We start from the raw sequence: 19,235 nt of genomic DNA, 5'->3' as shown, positions 1-19,235 counted from the left end.
GTGTGGGTGAGGCGATGCGGCGGCAGGCCGCGTGCAGACCACCACACGACGACCCGGCGGCTGTGACCGGTGCGGCCGACGGCCACGCCCCTTCCCGCGCCCCGGCTGCTGCGGCATGCTCGCGCCCTTGCCGATCCGGACCCTGCCCGCCGCATGAACCCCCACCTGTCCTGCATCACCCTGGCCGTCGACGACCTGGAGGCGGCCGTGCGCTTCTACCGCGACGGCCTGGGCCTGGCCACCGACGGCATCGTCGGCACCCAGTACCCGAACGGCGCCGTCGCCTTCTTCGCGCTGCAGGACGGGCTGAAGCTGGCGCTGTGGCCGCGCACCAGCCTGGCCGCGGACGCCGGACTGGCCGTGGCGGCGCGCAGCGCCACCGAGGTCGAACTGGCCCACAACGTGGCCAGCGAGGCCGAGGTCGATGCGCTGATCGCGCGGGCCCGCGCCGCCGGCGCGCGCGTGATCCGGCCGGCCGGCCGGGTGTTCTGGGGCGGCTGGGCCGGGCTGTTCCAGAGCCCCGACGGCCATCTGTGGGAGATCGCCCACAACCCGAACTGGACGCTGCCAGCCTCGGCCTCGGCCTCGGCCACGCCGCCGGCCGCACCACGGCCCGAGGTCGGTGTCGGCGTGCTGGTCCAGGCCGCCGACGGCCGGCTGCTGCTGGGCCGCCGTCGCGGTGCGCATGGCGCCGGCACCTGGTCGGCGCCCGGCGGCAAGCTCGAATTCGGCGAGTCGGTCGAGGCCGCGGCGCGGCGCGAGCTGGGCGAGGAAACCGGCCTGGCGGTCGACCACCTGCAACCCGGCCCCTGGACGAACGACGTCTTCGACGACGCCGGCCGGCACTTCCTCACCGCCTTCGTGCTGGCGCGCGGCGTGCGCGGCGAGCCCTGCAACCGGGAGCCGGACAAGTGCGAGGGCTGGCACTGGTTCGACTGGGACGCGCTGCCGCAGCCGCTGTTCGCCCCGCTGGCTTCCCTGCGCGCCAGCGGCTGGCGGCCGCCGGCGCCCGACGCCGCGGTCTGAAGGTCAGGCGGCCTCAGCCCGCCTCGCGCTCGACCACGTGGCGCGGCCAGTGACCCTGCCGCGGATCCAGCGCCGCGCTGCGCAGGAACACCGGATAGACGGCCAGCGCCGGCAGTTCGGCCGCACGGAACCAGCGGAACTCCAGCGCGAGATGGTCCTCGAGGCCGGCATGGACGCGGCCGGTGTCGGCCAGCGCCACCGTGGCATCGTCGAGCACCGCATGGTGGATGAAGCCCAGCTCCTGACGTGAGCGTCCCTGGTGGCGGAAGAAGCTCTCGCAGATCCAGGCCGCGCCGGTCACCCGCACCGTCACGCCGAGCTCCTCGCGCAGTTCGCGCACGACGGTGGCTGCGCTGTCCTCGCCCGGCTCGACGCGGCCGCCCGGCAGGCTCCAGAACGCGTCACCGGCCAGCCGGTGCAGCAGCAGATGGTCGTCGTGGCGCAGCAGCGCGGCGGCACGGACCTGGAAGTGGAAGCCGTCGGGACGGTCGGGGCGATCGATCACCAGCATCGGCCGATGCTACTGCCGCACCGCAGGCAGCCGGGCACGGGCACGGGCACGGGCACGAGGCGCCGCGACGCCGGCCGCGCGGCACCCGGCGCAGGCCCGCCGTCACACACGCGCTGGCCGTCGCCGCCGGGGTCGGCTGGGCATACTGCAGGCCACACGCCCACTGCCGGAACCGCCCGATGCTCGAAGCCGCCGAAGCCCTGCTGCTGCGCCGCCTGCTGACCGACCAGGAACTGGCCAGCCTGGCCACCCTGCACCGCGGCGAGCCCGCGGTCTCGATGGTGCCCTACGCGCTGCTCGACGGCCGCCACGACGCCGACGGCACGCCGGCACTGCTGCTGCACGTCAGCCGCCTGGCCCCGCACACGGCCGACCTGCTGGCCACGCCCACCGTCGGCCTGCTGGTGATGGCCCCGCGCACGCCGCAGGACAACCCGCTGGCGCTGCCGCGGCTGAGCCTGCAGGGCCGCGCCCTGCCCTGCCGGCCCGAGGACCCCGCCTACCCGGCCGCCCGCGCGGCCTATCTGGCCCGCCTGCCCGAGGCCGAGCCGATGTTCGGCTTCGGCGATTTCACGCTGGTGCGGGTGGTGCCGACCAGTGCCCGCTTCGTCGCCGGCTTCGGCCGCGCGATGGCGCTGGGCCCGGCACAGCTGGCGCAGGTGCTGGCCGCCTGAGCGGCCCTGAAGGCCCCGACCGGCGCCCCGGAAACCGCACGGCGTCCGGGTGCGCCCCCCCGCGTTCTGGCGGGGTGCACCCGCGGAACACATCACACCGGGGCTTGTAACTCCCCAAGTTGTTCATGATCTCCGTCACGGGACTGGGATCCAATCGGCCTGCCCGGAAAGTCCGGGTTGACCCTGATGCCGTGGCGCGCCCGCTGACGGTCCCGGTGGGCCCGCAAGGCCACGGGGCTGCCCGACGGGACGGGCGCGACGGCCTCGCCGACCCCCGCCCACGTGCACGAGCCCTCCGCCTCCCCGCTGCCCTCCCCCGCCGGCCCACCGGCCCCGAGCCTGGGCGAAGGGCCGCCGCGTCCCGTCGTCGTCACGGGCGCCGGGGGCTACATCGGCCGCGCCCTGCTGGCCGAGCTGCGGCGGCGCGGCCATCCGGTGCGGGCGCTGCTGCGCCGCCTGCCGGGCTCGACCGCGCTGCGCGAGGACCCCGGCCTGCAGTGGCTGCAGGTCGATCTGGACGATGCCGTGGCGGTGGCCCGCGCGGTCGAGGGCGCGGCCGCCGTCATCCACCTGGCCTTCGAGGTGCGGCGCACCCGGGCGGACCAGGCCGATCTGACCCAGCGTGTGCTGCGCCACCTGGTCGCGCCGCTGGATGCCGAGGCCCGCTTCGTGCTGGTCAGCAGCTTCTCGGTCTATGACTGGCGGCAGGTCGGTGCGGTGCTGCAGGCCGACTCCCCCCTGCTGGCCCCGCACGAACAGACGCCCTGGTACGGCGATTACGCGCATCTGAAGCGGCGCCAGGAGCACTGGGCCGGCCAGATCTGTGCGGCCGCCGGCGTGCCGCTGCACGTGCTGCGGCCCTCCCGCGTCTACGACCGCGAGCGGGTGCCGGCCGATCTGGTCGGCATCGGTCTGGGGCCGCTGCTGCTGGTGCCGCGTGCGCGCCGCCAGGCCCACGTGATCGAACGCCAGGCCTGCGCCGCGGCCATCGCCGACGCGCTGGCCCCCGAGGCCACGGCCGGTGTCCGCCTGCTGACCGCCTCGCCCGCACCGGCACTGCTGGACTGGGCGCGCCCGCTGCTGCCGCACCGTCGGCTGCTGGCCTTGCCGCGGCCCGTCGAATGGCCGCTGCGCCTGCTGCATCCGCTGGCGGCCTGGGCCCTGCGCCGCGGCTGGCCGGTGCCCGGCCTGCTGCTGCGCCACCGCTACGAGGCCCGCTACACGACCGCACGCGTCGGCCCGCTGGAGGGCTGAGGCGATCCTGGCCACCCCGCGGCATCACACGCCCGCGGCCACGGCGGCCCACGCCCTCCCCCCCTCGCCCGGCCTGCCTGCCCGCCTGCCCCGCCCGCCCCTCCGTCCCGCCGCCTTCCCCGCCCGCATGCGCATCGCCTACCTGACCAGCCACTACGCCCGCGCCAGCGACACCTTCATCCGCAACGAGGTGGCCGGGCTGCGGGCGCGCGGCCACGAGGTGCTGACCTACTCGATCCGCCGCGAGAGCGCCGGCGACGACGAGGAACTGCGGCGCGAGCAGGCGACGACGACCTACATCCTGGAGCAGCCGCTGGCGCGCCTGGCCGCGGCCGCCGCCTGGGCCCTGCTGCGCCGGCCGCGCGCCAGCCTGCAGGCGCTGGGCCTGGCGCTGCGCACGCGCAAGGCCGGCCTCAAGGGCCTGGCGCTGCAGGGGCCCTACCTGGTCGAGGCCGCGCTGCTGGCCCGCGAGATGGTCGAGCGCGACATCGCCATCGTCCACAACCACATCGCCGAGAACTCGGCCACCGTGGCCATGCTGGCCTCGGTCATCGCCGGCCGGCCGTTCAGCATGACGGTGCACGGCCCGGGCATCTTCTACCGCCCGGGCGACTGGGCGCTGGGCGAGAAGCTGGCCCGCGCCGCCTTCACCGCCGCCATCACCGACTTCTGCCGCAGCCAGTGCATGCTGTTCGCCGATCCGGCGCACTGGTCGCGCATCCACATCGTGCGCTGCACGCCGGGCGCGGCCTTCCGCCAGGCCCGCCCGCTGCCGGTGGTCGAGGCCCCCCGCCTGCTGTTCGTCGGCCGGCTGTGCGCCGAGAAGGGCGTGCGGGTGCTGATCGACGCCTTCGTCGCCGCCCGTGCGCGCGGCGTGGCGATGCAGCTGGTGCTGGTCGGCGACGGCCCGCTGCGCGGCGAGATCGAGGCCCTGGTGCGGCAGCACGGCCTGCAGGCCGACGTCAGCCTGCTGGGCTGGCGCTCGAGCCCGCAGGTGCGCGACGAGCTGCAGCGCGCCCGCGCCTTCGTGCTGCCGAGCTTCGCCGAGGGGCTGCCGGTGGCCATCATGGAAGCCTTCAGCCTGGGCCGGCCGGTGATCACCACCCGCATCGCCGGCATTCCCGAGCTGGTCGAGGACGGGCGCAACGGCTGGCTGGTGGCGCCCGGCTCGGTCGAGGCGCTGACCGACGCGCTGATCGACGCCGCGCAGCTGCCGGTGGCCGCGCTGCAGGCCCGCGCCGACGCCGCCGTGCAGGCGGTGCGCGAGCGCCACGACCTGGACACCGAACTCGGCCGGCTGGAGGCGCTGCTGCTGCGCCATGGCCATGGCGCGACGGCGCATCCCCCCCTGATCCCGACCGCCGCGGCGGTCACCGACGTGGAGTCCGCCCGATGATCGTGCCGCTGAACGAGACCCGGGACGAGCAGCTGCTCGACCACGACGTGTGCGTGGTCGGCGGCGGCGCCGTCGGCCTCGCCCTGGCCGACCGTCTGCTGGCGCGCGGCCTGCGCGTGCTGCTGATCGAGGCCGGTGGCCGCGACGAACACGCGGCCTACGAGGACGCCTATGACGGCCATGCCGAAGCGCCGCATCCGCCGACGCGCGACTACCGCCGCCAACGCCTGGGCGGCACGACCCATCTGTGGGGCGGCCGCTGCGTGCCCTTCGACGAGATCGATTTCCTGGCCCGGGACTGGGTGCCCGACAGCGGCTGGCCACTGCGGCTGGAGGCGCTGCAGCCCTGGATCACCGAGGCCACGGCCATCGCCGATGCAGGCCTCGCCGACTTCGGCACCACGGCGCTGCCGCAGGGCGACCGCCCGCTGTTCGACGGCCTGCAGCAGCTGAGCGGCCGCGTCGACGAACGCATCGAACGCTACAGCCTGCCGACCGACTTCGGCCGCAAGTACGGTGCGGCGCTGCAGGCCCATCCGCGGGCCACCGTGGTGCTGCAGGCCAAGGTGATGGACCTGGTGTGCGACGGCGAGGGCCGCCGGATCGTCGGCCTGACCCTGCGCTGCCGCAGCAGCGGCCGGCTGCGCACGGCCCGGGCGCGCGAGGTGGTGCTGGCCGCCGGCGGCATCGAGGCCACGCGACTGCTGCTGGCCACCCGTGCGGCCCAGCCGGGCTGGGCCCATCTGGACGCGCATCTCGGGCGTCACTACACCTGCCACTTCGACGTCATCCTCGGTCGCTTCGAGACACCGGGGCAACTGCCGCGCTTCGGCTTCGAGCGCACGCGTGACGGCGTCTACGCGCGGCGCAAGCTGCAGCTGTCCGCCACGGTCCAGCGCGAGCACCGCTTGCTCAACGGCTGCTTCCGCCTGCACTTTCCGGCCTACGGCGACCCCTCGCACGGCAGCGGCGTGATGTCGCTGATCCATCTGCTGAAGTCGAGCCTGCCGCGCGAGCACCAGAAGATCCTCAACCACGGCCATGGCCACCATGCCGGGGACCGCCAGCGCCTGGCCCATCTGCGCAACGTGCTGCTGGACGCGCCGGCGATCGCCCGCTTCGCGACCGACTACCTGCTGCGCATCCGCCTGGCCACGCGCAAGCTGCCCTACACGCTGGAGCGCGGGCGGACGCAGCAATGGCCGCTGGAGTTCAACGGCGAGCAACTGCCGACGGCCAGCAACCGCATCACGCTGCTCGACGCACGCGACGCGGACGGGCTGCCCCGGGTGCATGTGCACTGGGCCCTGACGCCGCAGGACATCGACTCGGCCCGCCGCAGCTTCGAGCTGCTGGCCGCGGAACTCGCGCGCAGCGGCCGTGCGCGCCTGCACCTGCCGGCCCGCGACGCGCTGGAACAGGCGCTGGCCGCCGCGCTGCCGGTCGGTGGCCACCACATGGGCAGCACACGCATGAGCGAGCGGGCGGGCGACGGCGTCGTCGATCCGACGCTGCAGGTCCATGGCGTGGCCAATCTGCACGTGTGCGCGAGCTCGGTCTTCCCGACCTGCAGCCATGCCAATCCGACGCTGATGGCGCTGGCGCTGGGCTGCCGGCTGGCTCAGCGGCTGACCCGCCGGCACCAGGATGCGACACCGGCCCGGCCGCTGAAGGCGACCGACGGCACGGCCCACACCGCACGCGACTGGACGCCGGTCGACAGCAAGGCGGCCTGAGCGAGGGCCTGAGCGAGGGCCTGGGAGGGCCGCAGAACGCCTGGGACGGCGCCTGGGACGGCGCCCGGGCTCGTCGGCCGCGGACCGGTCCGCGGCACGCGAGGCATGCCACCCGCGTGCAGACGCGGGCCCGCCCGCCGCTCAGGCCGTGGCGCGTGCGTTGCGGGCGCTCGAGTGACGCTCCCGCCAGCACTGGCGGAAGAACTCGTAGCCGCCGACCGTGTAGCGGCGCAGCAGCCGCCGCGGCTCCAGCGAGAGCCGGAACGCCCATTCGAGCCTGAGCATGCGCACCAGACGCGGCGCCCGCGGCGCAAGGCCGGAGAGGAAATCGAAATAGGCCCCGACGGCCGTGTAGACGGCCGGTGGCAGTTCGTCCAGGTGATCGATGATCCAGCGCTCCTGGCGCGGATTGCCGAGCGCGACCAGCACGATGTCCGGCTCGGCGGCACGCAGGCGGGCGATCAGCTCCCCCTCGGGCAGCACGGTGTAGCCGTCCAGCTGACCGACGACCTCATGGCCCATCGCCTGCAGCGCACGCGCCGCCCCCTCGATCGAGGCCGGCCGCGCGCCGTAGAGGAACAGCCGCATCGGCCGCCCGCAATGCTCGAGCATGTAGGGCGTGAAATCCGTGCCGTTGAGGTTGGACGGGAAGCGACCCCCGCACAGCCAGCGGGCGGCCAGATCCATCGCGACGCCGTCGTTGGCGACGATCACGCGGGGATCATCGAAACGCTCATGCCAGGGCGCGCACTGCACGACCATGTTGGCGTTGGCATAGACCAGCGCGGTGACCTTGCGCAGCGCCATGCGCTGCAGGATCACCGACTGCAGTTCCTGCTGGTTGGCCGCCACGACCCGGTAGCCGCCCAGATGCTTGTACGGTAGCTGGATCACAGGATGTGGTGGGGCCATCGGTGCGTGCGGACAGTGGCGACGGCGCCGGCTGGAAGATGCCGGTCGGCTGCGGAGCCACCCAGCGACGCGGACTGTAACGGGGCCGATCCACGGCCCGCACGCTGCCCACCGAAGTGCAGGGACCCGAAATGGTGGATGGCGGAGGTACGACTCATGGGGGGGCGGATCGAGACGGATCTGCGGCATGACCGGCTGCGCCGGCCCGCCAGACCCTCGGGACGATCTCGATTGTCAAAGCAATGTGTTTCGGCAGAACGCTGTGTTCGTGGGATGGGAGCCCCTGGGTGTGGAGTCTGACCGTCTCGCAATGCACGCATCAGGCCTTGAGCTGTGCCAGCAGCTGGCGCAGATCGGACCACAGCCCCTGGCGCCAGGCACCGACCGCGAAGACCAGGCCGAACGCGGTCGCACTGCAGGCCAGACGCCACCAGGCCAGACCGGTACGGACCGGATCCGGACAGGCCATCCGGGCCAGCACCCCGGCGCCCAGCGCGAGCGCACACAACAGCGCCAGCCGTCGCAGCCGCCCCACATCCAGCACCGCGGACAAGGGGACCTGCAGCGTGCGCAGCACCACCCGCATCGCCCACCATTCCCCCGCGACCAGGGCGGCCGCGCTGGCCATGACCGCACCGGCCACGCCCGCATGGCGCACGGCCAGCGCGCCACCGAGCGCGCTGACCAGCAGCACCCCGGCAGCGATGCGTGCGCCCGCCACGTTCTGGCCGATGACGGCCAGCAGGAAACCCGGCGCCACCAGCGCGCCGAGGGCACCACACAGATAGAGCTGCATCAGCGGCGCGGCCGCGTCGAAGCGCTGGGTATAGACCAAGCGCACCAGATCGGGCGCCAGCAGCGCCACCAGGACCAGCAAGGGCATCAGCAGCACGGCCACCAGCTGCTGCGAGATGCGCAGCAGCGCGGCCAGATCGGCCGGCCGGTGCTCGGCCCAGGCCAGACGGGCCCGTGGCAGCAGCGCGTTGTTGATCGGCTGACGCACCAGCACCGGCACCGAACCGACCACCGCGGCCACCGAAAGCGTGGCCAGCGCCGCCGCATCCAAGGTGCTGGACACCACCCACTGGTCGGCCTGCTGGCGCAGCGCGAACAGCCCGTCGCCGACGGCCAACGGCGCCGCATAACGCAGCAACTCGCCGGACGCCGCCCGGTCCTGGCGCCAGCCGCGCCACCCCAGATCACGCACGACGAAGACGGCCAGCAGCAGCACCTTGAGCGCGGCGAACACCAGCAGGCCGGCCAGCAGCGCGTCGAAACCGGGACGCCACCAGGCCAGCGCGGCCAGCACGCCGGTGCGCACCAGCCCGAGGGTGACGGTGGCCAGGGCCTGGAAGCGCACCCGTCCGCTGGCCGTGGGCAGGGTGTCCAGCAGGCTGCCCAGCAGCCACAGCACGACATAGCCACCGGCGGCCAGCGGCGCCCGGCCGACCAGCTCGAAGGCCCCACCCAGCTGGCCGGCCGCGGCCAGCAGCCCGAAGGCCAGCCCGCAGACCAGGGACAGGGCGGCCAGCAGCCACAGGGCCTGGGCCACCACCTGGCGCCGCCGCGGCGCATCGGCCCCCGGCAGGAAGTTGAACATCGCGCGCGGCAGCGACAGCACCGCCACGCCCTGCAGCGTGACCGAGACCAGCAGCAGCGCACGCATCGCGCCGAAATCCTGCGGGCTGACCAGGCGCACCAGCAGCACCGGCAGCACCAGCTGCAGCGCGTACTCGAGCAGCGCGGCCGCGCTCAGCAGCGAGGTATCGCGGCCCAGACCGCGGCCGGCCGCCATCAGACGGCAGCCTGCAGCGCGGGCAGTGGCTGGCGGCGCAGGCGCTTGAGCACCACGTTGCGCACCGTCTGGCGCTCGTGGCGATCCGGCCGGCAGGACGCCCAGTGGCCGAGCGCGCGGCCGAGCAGGCCCAGCGGCTGACGGTCGACATAGACCGAGCGCCAGGCCAGTTCGCGCTGCACCAGCTCGGGCTGGCGGCGCCAAGGGCCGTCGCTGTGCAGCAGTGCGTCGCGCATCTGGTGCCAGGCCTCCCGGTGGTCGGCCTGCACGCCGAGATCGAGCAGCGTGCCCCCGTGCGAGCCGAACGGTGCCGGATCGAAGGCCGCGCAACCCGCACGTTGGGACACCACCCGGGCGAGATGGCGCGACACCAGGCCGGACAGCCGGATCTGCTCGGTGTAGCGCGCGCGGCTGACCCCGCCGCCGTGGAAGCGGTAGCGCAGCAGGGGCTCGGGCAGGTTGCGCACCAGGCCGGCCACCGCCAGTTCACCCATCAGCTGGTAGTCCTCGACCAGCTCCGGTGACACCAGGCCGTCGCCGGCACAGCCGTCGAGCGCCAGCGACTCGCCGTAGCGCACCCGGACCCGCTGCATCAGCTCGCTGCGCAGCGCGGTGGCCGGATGCACGACCGGCATGCGGAACAGCGTCTGCAGCGCCAGCAGGGCCGGATCCGTGGTGATCTCGAAGCGGCCGAACTCGCGGCCCTCGGCATCGATCAGCAGCGCGCTGCCGCCGATGACCATGGCCTGCGGATCGTCGGCGAAGGCGCGGGCCACCCGCTGCAGGCGATCCGGCAGCGACTCGTCGTCCGCATCCTGCATCACCACATAAGGCGCCTGCACCAGCGACAGCCCGACGTTGCGCAGCCCGGCCACGCCGACGGCATCGGCATGCTGGCTGAGCGCGATGCGCCCGTCAGCCTGCGCCAGCCGCCCGGCCACGGCCATCGTGTCGTCGGTGCTGCCGTGGTCGAGCAGCAGCAGGCGCCAGTCACGCAGGCTCTGCGCCTGCAGGCTGGCGACGGCCGCCGGAAGGAAACGTGCGCCATTGCGCACGGGCATGATGATGTCGATCAGGGCCATGGCGGCGGACAGCGGAGCGGTCGGGCGGGACGGATGGATGGCCGCGGCGGACGGGGCCCGACAGCCGGGTACTCAATCACGCCGGGTGCGGATCCAGCCGCTGCGACGGCCGCTCAGGAAACGCAGATACAAAGGTAACTTGCCGGCAATGTACAGCGGGGCATAGGCCAGATCACGCCAGCCGAGCAGGTCGGCCGCGAACCATTGCCGGGCCAGCAGCACGGCGATGACCCAACCGGCCACCCCGACGGCCGCCAGGCCGGCGATCCAGGCCGGTGCGCCGGCCAGCGTCAGCAGCCCCAGGGCGGCCAGACCGGCCAGTTGCAGCGCCAGGGTCAGCACCAGCGGCGGGATCAGCAGGTCGGCGATCATGCCCAGCGCGCGCCAGCGGCCGGCAGTCGCGGCCCGCCACAACATGCCCGGCCCCTCGCGCAGCAGCAGCGACAGGTGGCCGTGCTCCCAGCGCGTGCGCTGCGTGCCCGCACCTTCGGCGTTGGCCGCCAGCACGCTGTCGACCACCGCCTCATCACAGAACTGCGGGGCCAGCCCCTGCTGGGCCAGATGCAGGCCCAGCTGCATGTCCTCGGCGATGTGGCCGCTGGCCAGCGGCGCCTGCGCGGCCAGCGCGAAGGGCAGCGCCATGCCGCTGCCGTAGAGACCGCAGGGCAGGCCCAGCGCCTGCATGCCCAGCGGCCGCACCCGGTTCTTCAGCCGCACGGCGAAGGCCGAAACGCGGGACTTCAGGCGCTCGTCGGGCGCATGCAGCAGGTAGCGCGCCTGCACCGGCAGGCCCAGCTGCGCGCAGCGGCGCACCAGGCGCGGCAGACAGCCGGGCTGCAGGGTGCAGTCGGCATCCAGGATCACCAGCCAGGCCGGCGCCCGGTCCGGGGCCTGCCGGGCCTCGTCGCGCAGCACGTTGCGGCCATGGTCCAGCGCCCAGCCCTTGCCCCGGCGCTCGCGGTCGACCCGCTCGGTGACCTCGGCGCCAGCCGCGCGGGCGATGGCCGCGGTGTCATCGCTGCAGTTGTCGGCGACCACCAGCAGGCGGTCGCCCGGACGCAGCTGCGCCCTCACCTGGCGCAGCGTGCGCTCGATGCCGGCGGCCTCGTCATGGGCCGGAATCAGCACCGCGACCGTTCCGTCGACCGCCGGGCCGTCCGCCCAGGTCGTGGGTTGGGCCGGCGCGGCGGCCGCGGCGCGCGCCAGGCGGCGTGCGCCCAGCACCTGCAGCAGCAGCGCCAGTCCGGGCAGGGCCAGCAGCAGTGCCGGCACGATCAACAGCAGGGTCCAGATCACCGTTCAATCCACTTTCCGCGTCTGCAGCGGCATCGCGGCCACCACGGCCGCCAGATCATCGCCACCGGCCGAGGCCTGCATCAGCACGTGCAAGCGCCGTGCCTCGATGTCGGCATCGTGGGCCGCCAGCACCCGCTCACGGCCCGCCTCCCCCATGCGGGCCAGGCGGGCCTCGTCGGCCTGCAGGCAGGCGTGCATCGCGTCGGCCAGCGCATCGACATCGCCCGGCGCGCAGGTCCAGCCGCAGACACCGGGCTCGACCAGCTCGGGAATGCCGTTGACCCAGGTCGTGACCACCGGCCGGCGCAGCGCCAGCGCCTCCATCAGCACCACCGGCAGGCCCTCGGCGAAGCTGGCCAGCACCAGTGCGCGCGACTGCAACAGCAGCTCGCGCACCGTGTGGCTGCCGATCCAGCCGGTGATGCGCACCCGGGCCGCCAGGCCGAGCTCGGCGATGCGGGCCTCGATCGGCGCCCGCAGCTCGCCGTCGCCGGCCAGCACCAGGTTGAAATCGATGCCGCGCTGCGCCAGCAGCCCGGCCGCCTCGATCAGCAGCAGATGGCCCTTCTGCTCGGACAGCCGGCCGATGCACAGCAGCTGCCGGCCCGCCGGCGCGACCGCCGGCCCCTGGTGGAAGGTGGGCTCGAGCGCGCAGTGGGCGATCGCGATGCGCGGCCAGTGCGTGGCATCGACCCAGCGCATCAGCTGGCTGCGGCAGTAGGCGGTGATGGCCACGGTGAAGGCGGCCTCGCGCATCTTCTCGCCCAGGTGCAGGAACTCGGGCTTGTCGAACTCCTCGGGCCCGTGGACGGTGAAGCTGTAGGGCGGCCCGCCGAGCCGGCGCAGCAGCAGCGCCACGGCGGTGGAGTTGGTACCGAAATGCGCATGCACATGCTGGACGCCGCGGGCGCGCATCCACAGCAGGGCGGCACAGGCCTCGGCCAGGTAGATCAGGTGCACCGGCGCCGGACGGTCGGCCCGCCAGCCCATGCGCAGCGTGCAGGCCAGCGCCGACAGCCAGCGCCGCGGCGCGGCGGCCGCCACCCGCAGCGTGGCCCACAGCAGCGGCAGCAGACCGCCCCGCAGCAGATGGTGGGTGCGCTGCAGCTCGGCCGCGTCATCGGCGTCGGGCGTGGGCGCGTCCCAGCCACGCATGGCCAGCCGGTGCACCTCGACGCCGGCCCGTTCGAGGGCCAGGATCTCGCGCCGGATGAAGGTGTGGCTGACCTTGGGGTACTGGTTGACCAGATAGGCCACGCGCAACGGCGCGGCGCTCATGCGGCGGACTCCGGCGGCGGCAGGCCGCCGTCGGCCGTGATCGCGGCCGACGGACGGACACCGCGGGCGGCGATGACGCGCGCCGGGTTGCCGACCGCGCTCGCGCCATCGGGCACGTCCTGCAGCACCACCGCCATCGCGCCGATGCGGGCCCCGTGGCCGACGCGCACGCCGCCCAGGATCTGCGCATAGGCGCCGATCTCGACGTCATCCCCCAGCCAGGGCGACGGACCGTCCGGATGGCGGTTGCCCAGCGTCACGCCCTGGCGCAGCACGCAGCGGGCACCGATGCGGGCGGACTCGTTGATGAAGATGCCGCCGAAGTGCCAGATGCGCAGGCCAGGGCCGATCTCGGCGCCCTTGGGCAGGCTGACGCCGGTCACGGTCTCGACCAGACGGAACAAGGGCCAGTACAGGCGGGAGAGCCAGCGCCGCGCCGCGCCCGGTGGGCGGCGGTCGAGGCGCCGGCCGGCGCGGTAGAGCCAGACCGCCCACAGCGACTGCTCGCGGGCCAGCGCACGCCAGCCGCCATAGGCGGCCAGATCGGCATCGAAATCAGGATCGCGGGACATCGTCTCGGTCGTCGAGAGGACTCAGCGCGGCCGCACCGGCCGCCAGGCCTGCAGCAGCACAGGGCGCCGCCGCACGGCTGCGGCCACCGGTTGCACGGGCTGACCGGCACGGACCGGATCGGCCTGCCAGACCAGCATGAAGCGCAGCATCGCCCCCAGCGCGAACCAGTAGTACCAGTTGAACACCAGGTAACCCAGCATGTTGTCGGACGCCGAGACCACGTAGTACATGGCCACCTGCCCCATCGCGGTGATGGCCAGCGGACGGCTGCAGCGCCACAGGCCCGAGAACATCATGAACAGCCGGCCGTACAGCCAGGTCCAGGCCAGCAGGCCGAGGACGCCGAGCTCGAAGAAGGCCTGCACCAGCACGCTGTGGGCGCCCCACTCGCGGCCACCGGCCAGCGGGAAGAAGATGGTCGACAGCTTCATGAAGCTGCCGTAGCCATAACCGGCCAGATACTGCGCCTTGCCCATCCAGGTCAGCGCGCTCTCCCACAGCACCTTGCGCCAGGCGAACGAGTTCAGGCGCGCGTACTGCACCACCTCGTTGCCCTCGCCGAGCGCGAGCACGCGCTCACGCACCTCCGGCACCGCCATCGCCGCCACCATGGCCAGCACCAGGTAGACGAGAAAGCGCCGCTCGACGAACACGCCGTACATCGCCACCATCATGAAGGCGGCGACCCAGGCGCTGCGGGTCTTGGTGGCCAGCAGCAGGCCGAACATCACCAGCATGAAGCTGACGTGGAACATCCGCGTCAGCAGCTGGCTGGTGGCCTGCGTGGCCTTCCACAGGTAGAGCACCACGCCGATCATCAGGACCAGGTAGAAGGCCATGATGTTCGGGTGATTGAACGGGCCCGCGTAGCGGCCCGCGCTGCTGGATGTCGGGTCATCGAGGGCCCCGGCGGTCTGGCCGGTGGCCACCGTCCAGATGCCGACGCCGACCACCGGCACCGCGCACCAGACCAGCAGCTTGAGCATGCGGTGCAGGCTCTTGAGGTCGTCGACGAAGTAGAAGGCGGCGATGAACAGCATCGTCGACGACAGGTTGGCCAGCGCGTTGCGCACCGACGGCATCAGGTCCGGCGAATGGATCAGGCCGCCGAACTGCATGACGACGAACGGCACCCAGACCATCCAGACCGGCCGCGGCACGCGCTTCGGATCCTGGGCGACGAAGGCCAGCGTCAGCACGATGACGGCCAGATTGAGCATCCCGCCCAGGCCGCCCATACCGGCGAACTGCGCCCCCTCGAACAGCACCTGGTTGGTCCCGGCCCGGATCAGCAGGATGCCCACCAGCAGCCCCCTGGGGCTGATGAAGAGCAGGAAGACGATGGCCAGGAACATCGGCAGCAGGAAGGCGAAAGCCAGCCGCTGGTCGGCCAGATCGCCCAGCTGCACGCTGAACAGGCCGAGGAACAGGCAGAAGAACACCAGAACCACGGCGCCCAGCGCCCAGGCCGCGACGCGGGCCCAGGAGCGGTCACGCCGCCAGGTGAAGACCGGCCCGGGACGGCCGCGCCGCAGCCAGCCGGTGCGCCAGCCCCCGAGCCCGGGCGACATCATCACCGGGCCAGCACGCCGCGGTCGGCCGCCGCCACGGCCGCGGTCATCTCGGACAGGAAGCCGGCGAGCAGCTGCTGGGCACGCTCGGCCTCGGCGTCGGTGCGCAGGCGCTGCGAGACGCGCACCAGGATGCCGTCGGGGATGCGGCCACGCAGCCCTTCGTTGAGGATGTACCAGCGCGCGCGCAGGCCGTCACCGCCGTAGGTGTCGCCGATGCGGATCCAGTAGCGCACGGCCTCCAGCTGGCCGCGGTTGCCGGCCAGCATCTGCACGGTGGGCACCGGCTGGGCGACATCCGGCAGCAGCAGCGGTGCGCCCGGGCGCAGGTCCATCACGTTCAGGCCCTGGGCCGGATAGCAGACCTCGGGCCGGTGCACCTTGACGTCCTGGCGCTGGCGCTCGCCCCAGGCCAGGGCCAGCATCACCACCTCGCCCTGGTCGTTGACGTAGGTGCGCATCAGCTCGCGGTCATAGGGCTGCTCGGTGCTGGTCTGCACGCCCTGCGACATCTGCACCTGCTGCATCGCGTTGGGCAGCAGACGCCAGTTGCCGAAGGTCTTGGGCACCATCGCGTCGAGATCGGGCTGGCGGCCGCCGGTGCTCAGCTGTGGCGTGGCCAGCCAGGCCAGCATGGCGGCCAGCAGCATCGCCAGCAGGGCGATGGCCGCCCCGCGCAGGGGCAGACGCGGCACGGACAGACGGGGAGCGATCGAGGGTTGGAGGCTCATGGTCGGCTCGGTCGGTGGAACGGCGGACTCAGGCGGCGGCCACGCCGCGTCCACGCGCCAGGCGCTGGGCGATCAGGCGCAGGCCGCTGTCGACGCCGATGATCAGCATCAAGGCCGTCAGGAACAGCACCATGCCGGAGAACTCGTGCATGAAGCCCTGGCCGACCTCGTCACCGAAGTGGTAGGTCAGCAGCGCGAGGATGACCACCCGCGTGACGTTGGCGGTGAAGGACACCGGCACGATGAAGAGGGCCAGCGCGACGTTGCGGAACACCGATTCGTGGCGCATCACGTTCATGTAGAGCAGGCCGAGCGCCTCCAGCGTGAACAGCGAGTTCAGGCCGGCACAGGCGTCGGCCACCAGCAGCTGGTAGCTGCCGATGCCCAGGATCACGCCGCTGCGCGAGACCGGGTAGCCGGCGCTGTAGAGCACGTGCTCGGCGGCCCAGGAGACGGCCAGCTTCATCGGCTGGGTCACCGCATCGACGATCGACGGCGGCAGCGGCACGGCGAAGGCCAGCAGGAAGAACGCGAACCAGAAACGGCGCGTGATCGCCCCGCCCCAGTGGATCAGCGCCAGGCTGACGAGCACGACGATCATCGAGCCCATCTCGAACAGCGCGATCTCCTGCGAGCGGCCGATCGCGTACATCAGCAGGCCGATCACCAGCAGCGGCCAGCCCAGCGCGGGCTGGGGCGTGCGCGGCAAGGGCGGCTTCAGCCCCATCACGCGCCGCGCGTTGAAGGTGAAGAACCAGATCGACAGCGCGAGCACGATCGGCCCGTGCGAGTTGCGGTCACCGCGCCAGGGCCCGCGCATGAAGTCGACCACCGTCGGGCCGTACATCACGAGCAGACCGAGACCCAGCAGCAGCGCCGCCAGCCAGGGCGGCACGGCGGTGGAGGACGGAGAGGCAGAGCGTGCGGCAGAAGACACGATGGAGGCTATCGGGCCGCCGAGGCCCGCCACTGTTCGACGACCGGCGCAGCGTAGCGGCGGCAAGGCCGGGCCGCTGCACCGCGGGCGCGGGGGGTCAGAACTCGTTGAAGATCACGCCCGCCACGCGGGTGGACGTCCCGGCCAGAGACGCGGCCAGCGTCTGCAGACCCTCCAGGCGGGAGCGGTCCTTGCGGGCCAGCATCAGGGCCGAACCGCAGCGCGCGGCGATCACCGTGGCATCCGCACCGTAGACCGCCGCCGGCGTGTCCACGATCACGTGGTTGAACTTGTTGGTCAGCTCGCGCAGCAGCAGGCCGAAGGCCGGCCGCTCCAGCAGTTCCAGCGGATTGGGCGGCGGCGCACCGACCGGCAGCACGAACAGGCCCGGCACCCCGTCGACCGGATGGATGACGTTTTCCTCGACCCGGCCGGAGAGCACCAGCGAGAGGCCGGACTGGTTGGGCACCCCGAAGATCTCGTGCTGGCGCGGACCGCGCAGGTCGGCGTCGACCACCAGCGTGCGACCGCCGAGCTGGGCCAGCGTGACCGCCAGATTGCCGACGAAGAAGCTCTTGCCGTCACCCGAATCCGGGCTGATGACGGCCAGCGCACGGGCGCCCGCGGGTTCCTCGGTCTGCATGCGCATCATCAGCTGGCTGCGGATGGCGCGGAAGGACTCGGACTGGGCGGAGAACGGCTGCGTCAGCGCGACCAGCTCGGCGCTGCGCTGACGGCGCTCCTCGGCCGCGTACGGGTAGTGGAACTGCTCGGCCAGCGCGTGCATCACGTCGTCGGCCGAGACCAGGCCGAGCGAGACGGCCGCCTCGCCGAAGCGCACGCCGCGCTCGCGCTGGACGGCGACGATGCGTTCGACCTGCTCGGCCGTCAGATGGCGCAGCTCGGCCAGGATGGTGCCGATGGCACGGTCACGCACCTGTGGCGTGCCGGCGCCCGCGGATTCGGGCGACACGGCACGCGGCCGCGGGGTGACGGTATCGGAAGACGACATCAGACGACCTTGTTCGCGGAAACCGGGCTCTGGCCGAGCAGACGCTGGGCCATCTGGGGACGGGCCAGCTTGGCCACGGCAGGACCGGGACCGCCCAGCACACCGATGACCGGCAGGTCCAGCGCCTCGGCGATGTCCTGCGGCCCGCGCACACGGCGGTCACGCAGCTCCAGCACCACGCACAGGCCGGCGCCCAGCACCAGACCGGCCATCGCGGCGATCACGGTGTTCAGGGCCACGTTCGGACCGGCGGGCTCGGCCGGGGACACGGCCTCGGTCAGCAGGTTGATGTTGCTCTGCGTGTTCTGGCTTTCGAGCTGGGTCTGGTTGCTGCGCGCGAAGACCGTGTCGTAGGCCTTCTGCGCGTTGTCCACGTCGCGCTGCAGCACCATGCCCTCGTCGCGCACCGTGCGCAGGCGCACGAGCTTGTCGCGCTGGCTCTCGAGTGCGCCACGCACCTCGGACACGCGCTGGCGGTTGATGTTGAGCGTCACGCCGACGCTGCCGACGGCGGCGCGGGTCTCCTGGTCGAGCTTGGCGCGCTGCTCGGCCAGACTGGCCTTGGCGGAGATGACCTGCGGATGGGCATCGCCATAGCGGGCCATCAGATCCTGCAGCTGGGCCTCGGCCCGCGTGATCTCGCTCTTGAGCTGGTTGATCAGGGGGTTGTTCAGCACCTCCTGCATGCGGTCGCCACGGCGGGCGGCCACCTGGGCGTCACGGCTGACGGCATCGGCCTGCTGGGCCTGCAGGGCGACCAGCTGGCTGCTGAGCTCCTGCAGCCGGGCGTTCTCGACGTCCAGCCGCTCATCGCTGGCGATGATGCCGTTGGCCTTCTGGAACTCGCTCAGCCGGGCCTGGGCCCGCTCCAGCGTGGTGCGGGCCTCGCGCACCTGCGTCTCGAAGAAGGTCGAGTACTGGCGGGCCGGATCGACCCGCAGCTCCAGCGTGGTGGCGATGAAGGCCTTGACCCAGGCGTTGGCGACGGCCGCGGCAAAGCGCGGCTCGCTCCAGCTGACGAAGATGGAGAGCACGTTGCTCTCCTTCGACGGCCGGATCTCGACCTTCTTCAGCAGCATGCCGGCCAGCCACTGCTCGAGCGTGCCGCGGCCGCGGGCCTCGATCTGCCAGCGCTCGCGGAACTCGGGGTTGTCGGTCAGCTTGAGCTCGCGGACCACGCGCAGCGCGACCCGCTCGCTCTGCAGCACGTCGACCTGCGTGTTCATGAAGGCCGGCGACGCCAGACCCGGATAGATCATCGCCGAGACCGGATCGGGCTTGGCGTCGACCACCACCGAGGCCATGGCCTGGTAGCGCTTGGGCAGCAGCAGGCTGATGCCCAGCGCGGTCACCGCGGTGATCAGGAAAGTGGCGGCCAGCAGCCACCAACGGGCCCGCAGGGACGCGAGGAAAGTCGACAGGTTCACGGCCTGTGGTCCTCCGATGATGGG

The 19,235-nt window shown here is 72.9% G+C and carries 17 protein-coding genes and 1 pseudogene; 6 read left to right on the top strand and 12 right to left on the bottom strand.

The window, feature by feature from the left end:
- Positions 1-153 precede the first annotated feature (153 nt).
- Both AACH11_RS19560 and AACH11_RS19555 read left to right on the top strand, forming a co-directional pair.
- Positions 154-555: pseudogene (locus AACH11_RS19560) on the top strand (VOC family protein); the annotation flags it as partial.
- Positions 532-1,026 carry a nucleotide triphosphate diphosphatase NUDT15 gene (locus tag AACH11_RS19555; protein ID WP_341375988.1) on the top strand — a complete coding sequence of 165 codons (495 nt, stop codon included), beginning with the start codon at positions 532-534 and terminating at the stop codon, positions 1,024-1,026. The pseudogene AACH11_RS19560 and the gene AACH11_RS19555, both read left to right, overlap by 24 nt.
- Positions 1,027-1,039: 13 nt before the next feature.
- On the opposite strand, the gene AACH11_RS19550 is transcribed toward AACH11_RS19555, so the two are convergent.
- Positions 1,040-1,537, bottom strand: coding sequence for an NUDIX hydrolase (locus tag AACH11_RS19550; protein WP_341375948.1), 498 nt, complete (start codon positions 1,535-1,537; stop codon positions 1,040-1,042).
- Positions 1,538-1,716: 179 nt separating this feature from the next.
- Between AACH11_RS19550 and AACH11_RS19545 the strand changes: the two genes are divergently transcribed.
- The 4 genes from AACH11_RS19545 to AACH11_RS19530 all read left to right on the top strand — a co-directional run bounded on the left by AACH11_RS19545 (position 1,717) and on the right by AACH11_RS19530 (position 6,597).
- A complete protein-coding gene (locus AACH11_RS19545) occupies positions 1,717-2,211 on the top strand; it encodes a pyridoxamine 5'-phosphate oxidase family protein (RefSeq protein ID WP_341375947.1) in 495 nt (164 codons plus the stop codon).
- A 282-nt stretch (positions 2,212-2,493) separates the two neighbouring features.
- Complete coding sequence (locus AACH11_RS19540) at positions 2,494-3,465, top strand: NAD-dependent epimerase/dehydratase family protein (RefSeq protein WP_341375946.1); 972 nt, start codon at positions 2,494-2,496, stop codon at positions 3,463-3,465.
- A gap of 127 nt (positions 3,466-3,592) precedes the next feature.
- Positions 3,593-4,861, top strand: coding sequence for a glycosyltransferase family 4 protein (locus tag AACH11_RS19535; protein WP_341375945.1), 1,269 nt, complete (start codon positions 3,593-3,595; stop codon positions 4,859-4,861).
- A complete protein-coding gene (locus AACH11_RS19530; protein ID WP_341375944.1) occupies positions 4,858-6,597 on the top strand; it encodes an FAD-dependent oxidoreductase in 1,740 nt (579 codons plus the stop codon). The genes AACH11_RS19535 and AACH11_RS19530 overlap by 4 nt, the downstream gene beginning before the upstream one ends.
- 141 nt (positions 6,598-6,738) lie before the next feature.
- Here AACH11_RS19530 and AACH11_RS19525 read toward each other — a convergent pair whose 3' ends face one another.
- From AACH11_RS19525 to epsF, 11 genes are all read right to left on the bottom strand, one after another.
- Positions 6,739-7,491: a WecB/TagA/CpsF family glycosyltransferase gene (locus AACH11_RS19525; protein ID WP_341375943.1), complete on the bottom strand. Its 753-nt coding sequence runs from the start codon at positions 7,489-7,491 to the stop codon at positions 6,739-6,741.
- Positions 7,492-7,828: 337 nt separating this feature from the next.
- Positions 7,829-9,304, bottom strand: a complete 1,476-nt coding sequence (locus tag AACH11_RS19520; protein ID WP_341375942.1) for a lipopolysaccharide biosynthesis protein — start codon at positions 9,302-9,304, stop codon at positions 7,829-7,831.
- Positions 9,304-10,386 carry a glycosyltransferase family 2 protein gene (locus tag AACH11_RS19515; protein ID WP_341375941.1) on the bottom strand — a complete coding sequence of 361 codons (1,083 nt, stop codon included), beginning with the start codon at positions 10,384-10,386 and terminating at the stop codon, positions 9,304-9,306. Before AACH11_RS19515 ends, AACH11_RS19520 begins: the two co-directional genes overlap by 1 nt.
- 72 nt (positions 10,387-10,458) lie before the next feature.
- A complete protein-coding gene (locus tag AACH11_RS19510; protein WP_341375940.1) occupies positions 10,459-11,682 on the bottom strand; it encodes a glycosyltransferase family 2 protein in 1,224 nt (407 codons plus the stop codon).
- 3 nt (positions 11,683-11,685) lie between these two features.
- Positions 11,686-12,960: a glycosyltransferase gene (locus AACH11_RS19505; protein ID WP_341375939.1), complete on the bottom strand. Its 1,275-nt coding sequence runs from the start codon at positions 12,958-12,960 to the stop codon at positions 11,686-11,688.
- Positions 12,957-13,532 (bottom strand): serine O-acetyltransferase, encoded by a 576-nt coding sequence (locus AACH11_RS19500; protein WP_341375938.1) that lies wholly within the window; start codon positions 13,530-13,532, stop codon positions 12,957-12,959. Before AACH11_RS19500 ends, AACH11_RS19505 begins: the two co-directional genes overlap by 4 nt.
- Positions 13,533-13,553: 21 nt before the next feature.
- Positions 13,554-15,104 (bottom strand): O-antigen ligase family protein, encoded by a 1,551-nt coding sequence (locus AACH11_RS19495; RefSeq protein ID WP_341375937.1) that lies wholly within the window; start codon positions 15,102-15,104, stop codon positions 13,554-13,556.
- Between the two features lie 2 nt (positions 15,105-15,106).
- A complete protein-coding gene (locus AACH11_RS19490) occupies positions 15,107-15,835 on the bottom strand; it encodes an exosortase C-terminal domain/associated protein EpsI (protein WP_341375936.1) in 729 nt (242 codons plus the stop codon).
- 28 nt (positions 15,836-15,863) lie between these two features.
- Entirely contained in the window at positions 15,864-16,730 is an 867-nt protein-coding gene (xrtB, locus tag AACH11_RS19485; protein WP_341375935.1) for an exosortase B, read from the bottom strand.
- Positions 16,731-16,869: 139 nt separating this feature from the next.
- Positions 16,870-17,784, bottom strand: coding sequence for a polysaccharide biosynthesis tyrosine autokinase (locus AACH11_RS19480; RefSeq protein WP_341375934.1), 915 nt, complete (start codon positions 17,782-17,784; stop codon positions 16,870-16,872).
- A complete protein-coding gene (gene epsF / locus AACH11_RS19475; RefSeq protein WP_341375933.1) occupies positions 17,784-19,211 on the bottom strand; it encodes a chain length determinant protein EpsF in 1,428 nt (475 codons plus the stop codon). The genes AACH11_RS19480 and epsF overlap by 1 nt, the downstream gene beginning before the upstream one ends.
- Between the last annotated feature and the right edge of the window lie 24 nt (positions 19,212-19,235).

This window comes from Pseudaquabacterium rugosum (assembly GCF_038066575.1).
GTDB classification, from domain to species: domain Bacteria; phylum Pseudomonadota; class Gammaproteobacteria; order Burkholderiales; family Burkholderiaceae_C; genus Pseudaquabacterium; species Pseudaquabacterium rugosum.
The sequence above is the reverse complement of the archived record's forward strand: the minus strand, read 5'-3'. Positions and strand labels throughout refer to the sequence as shown.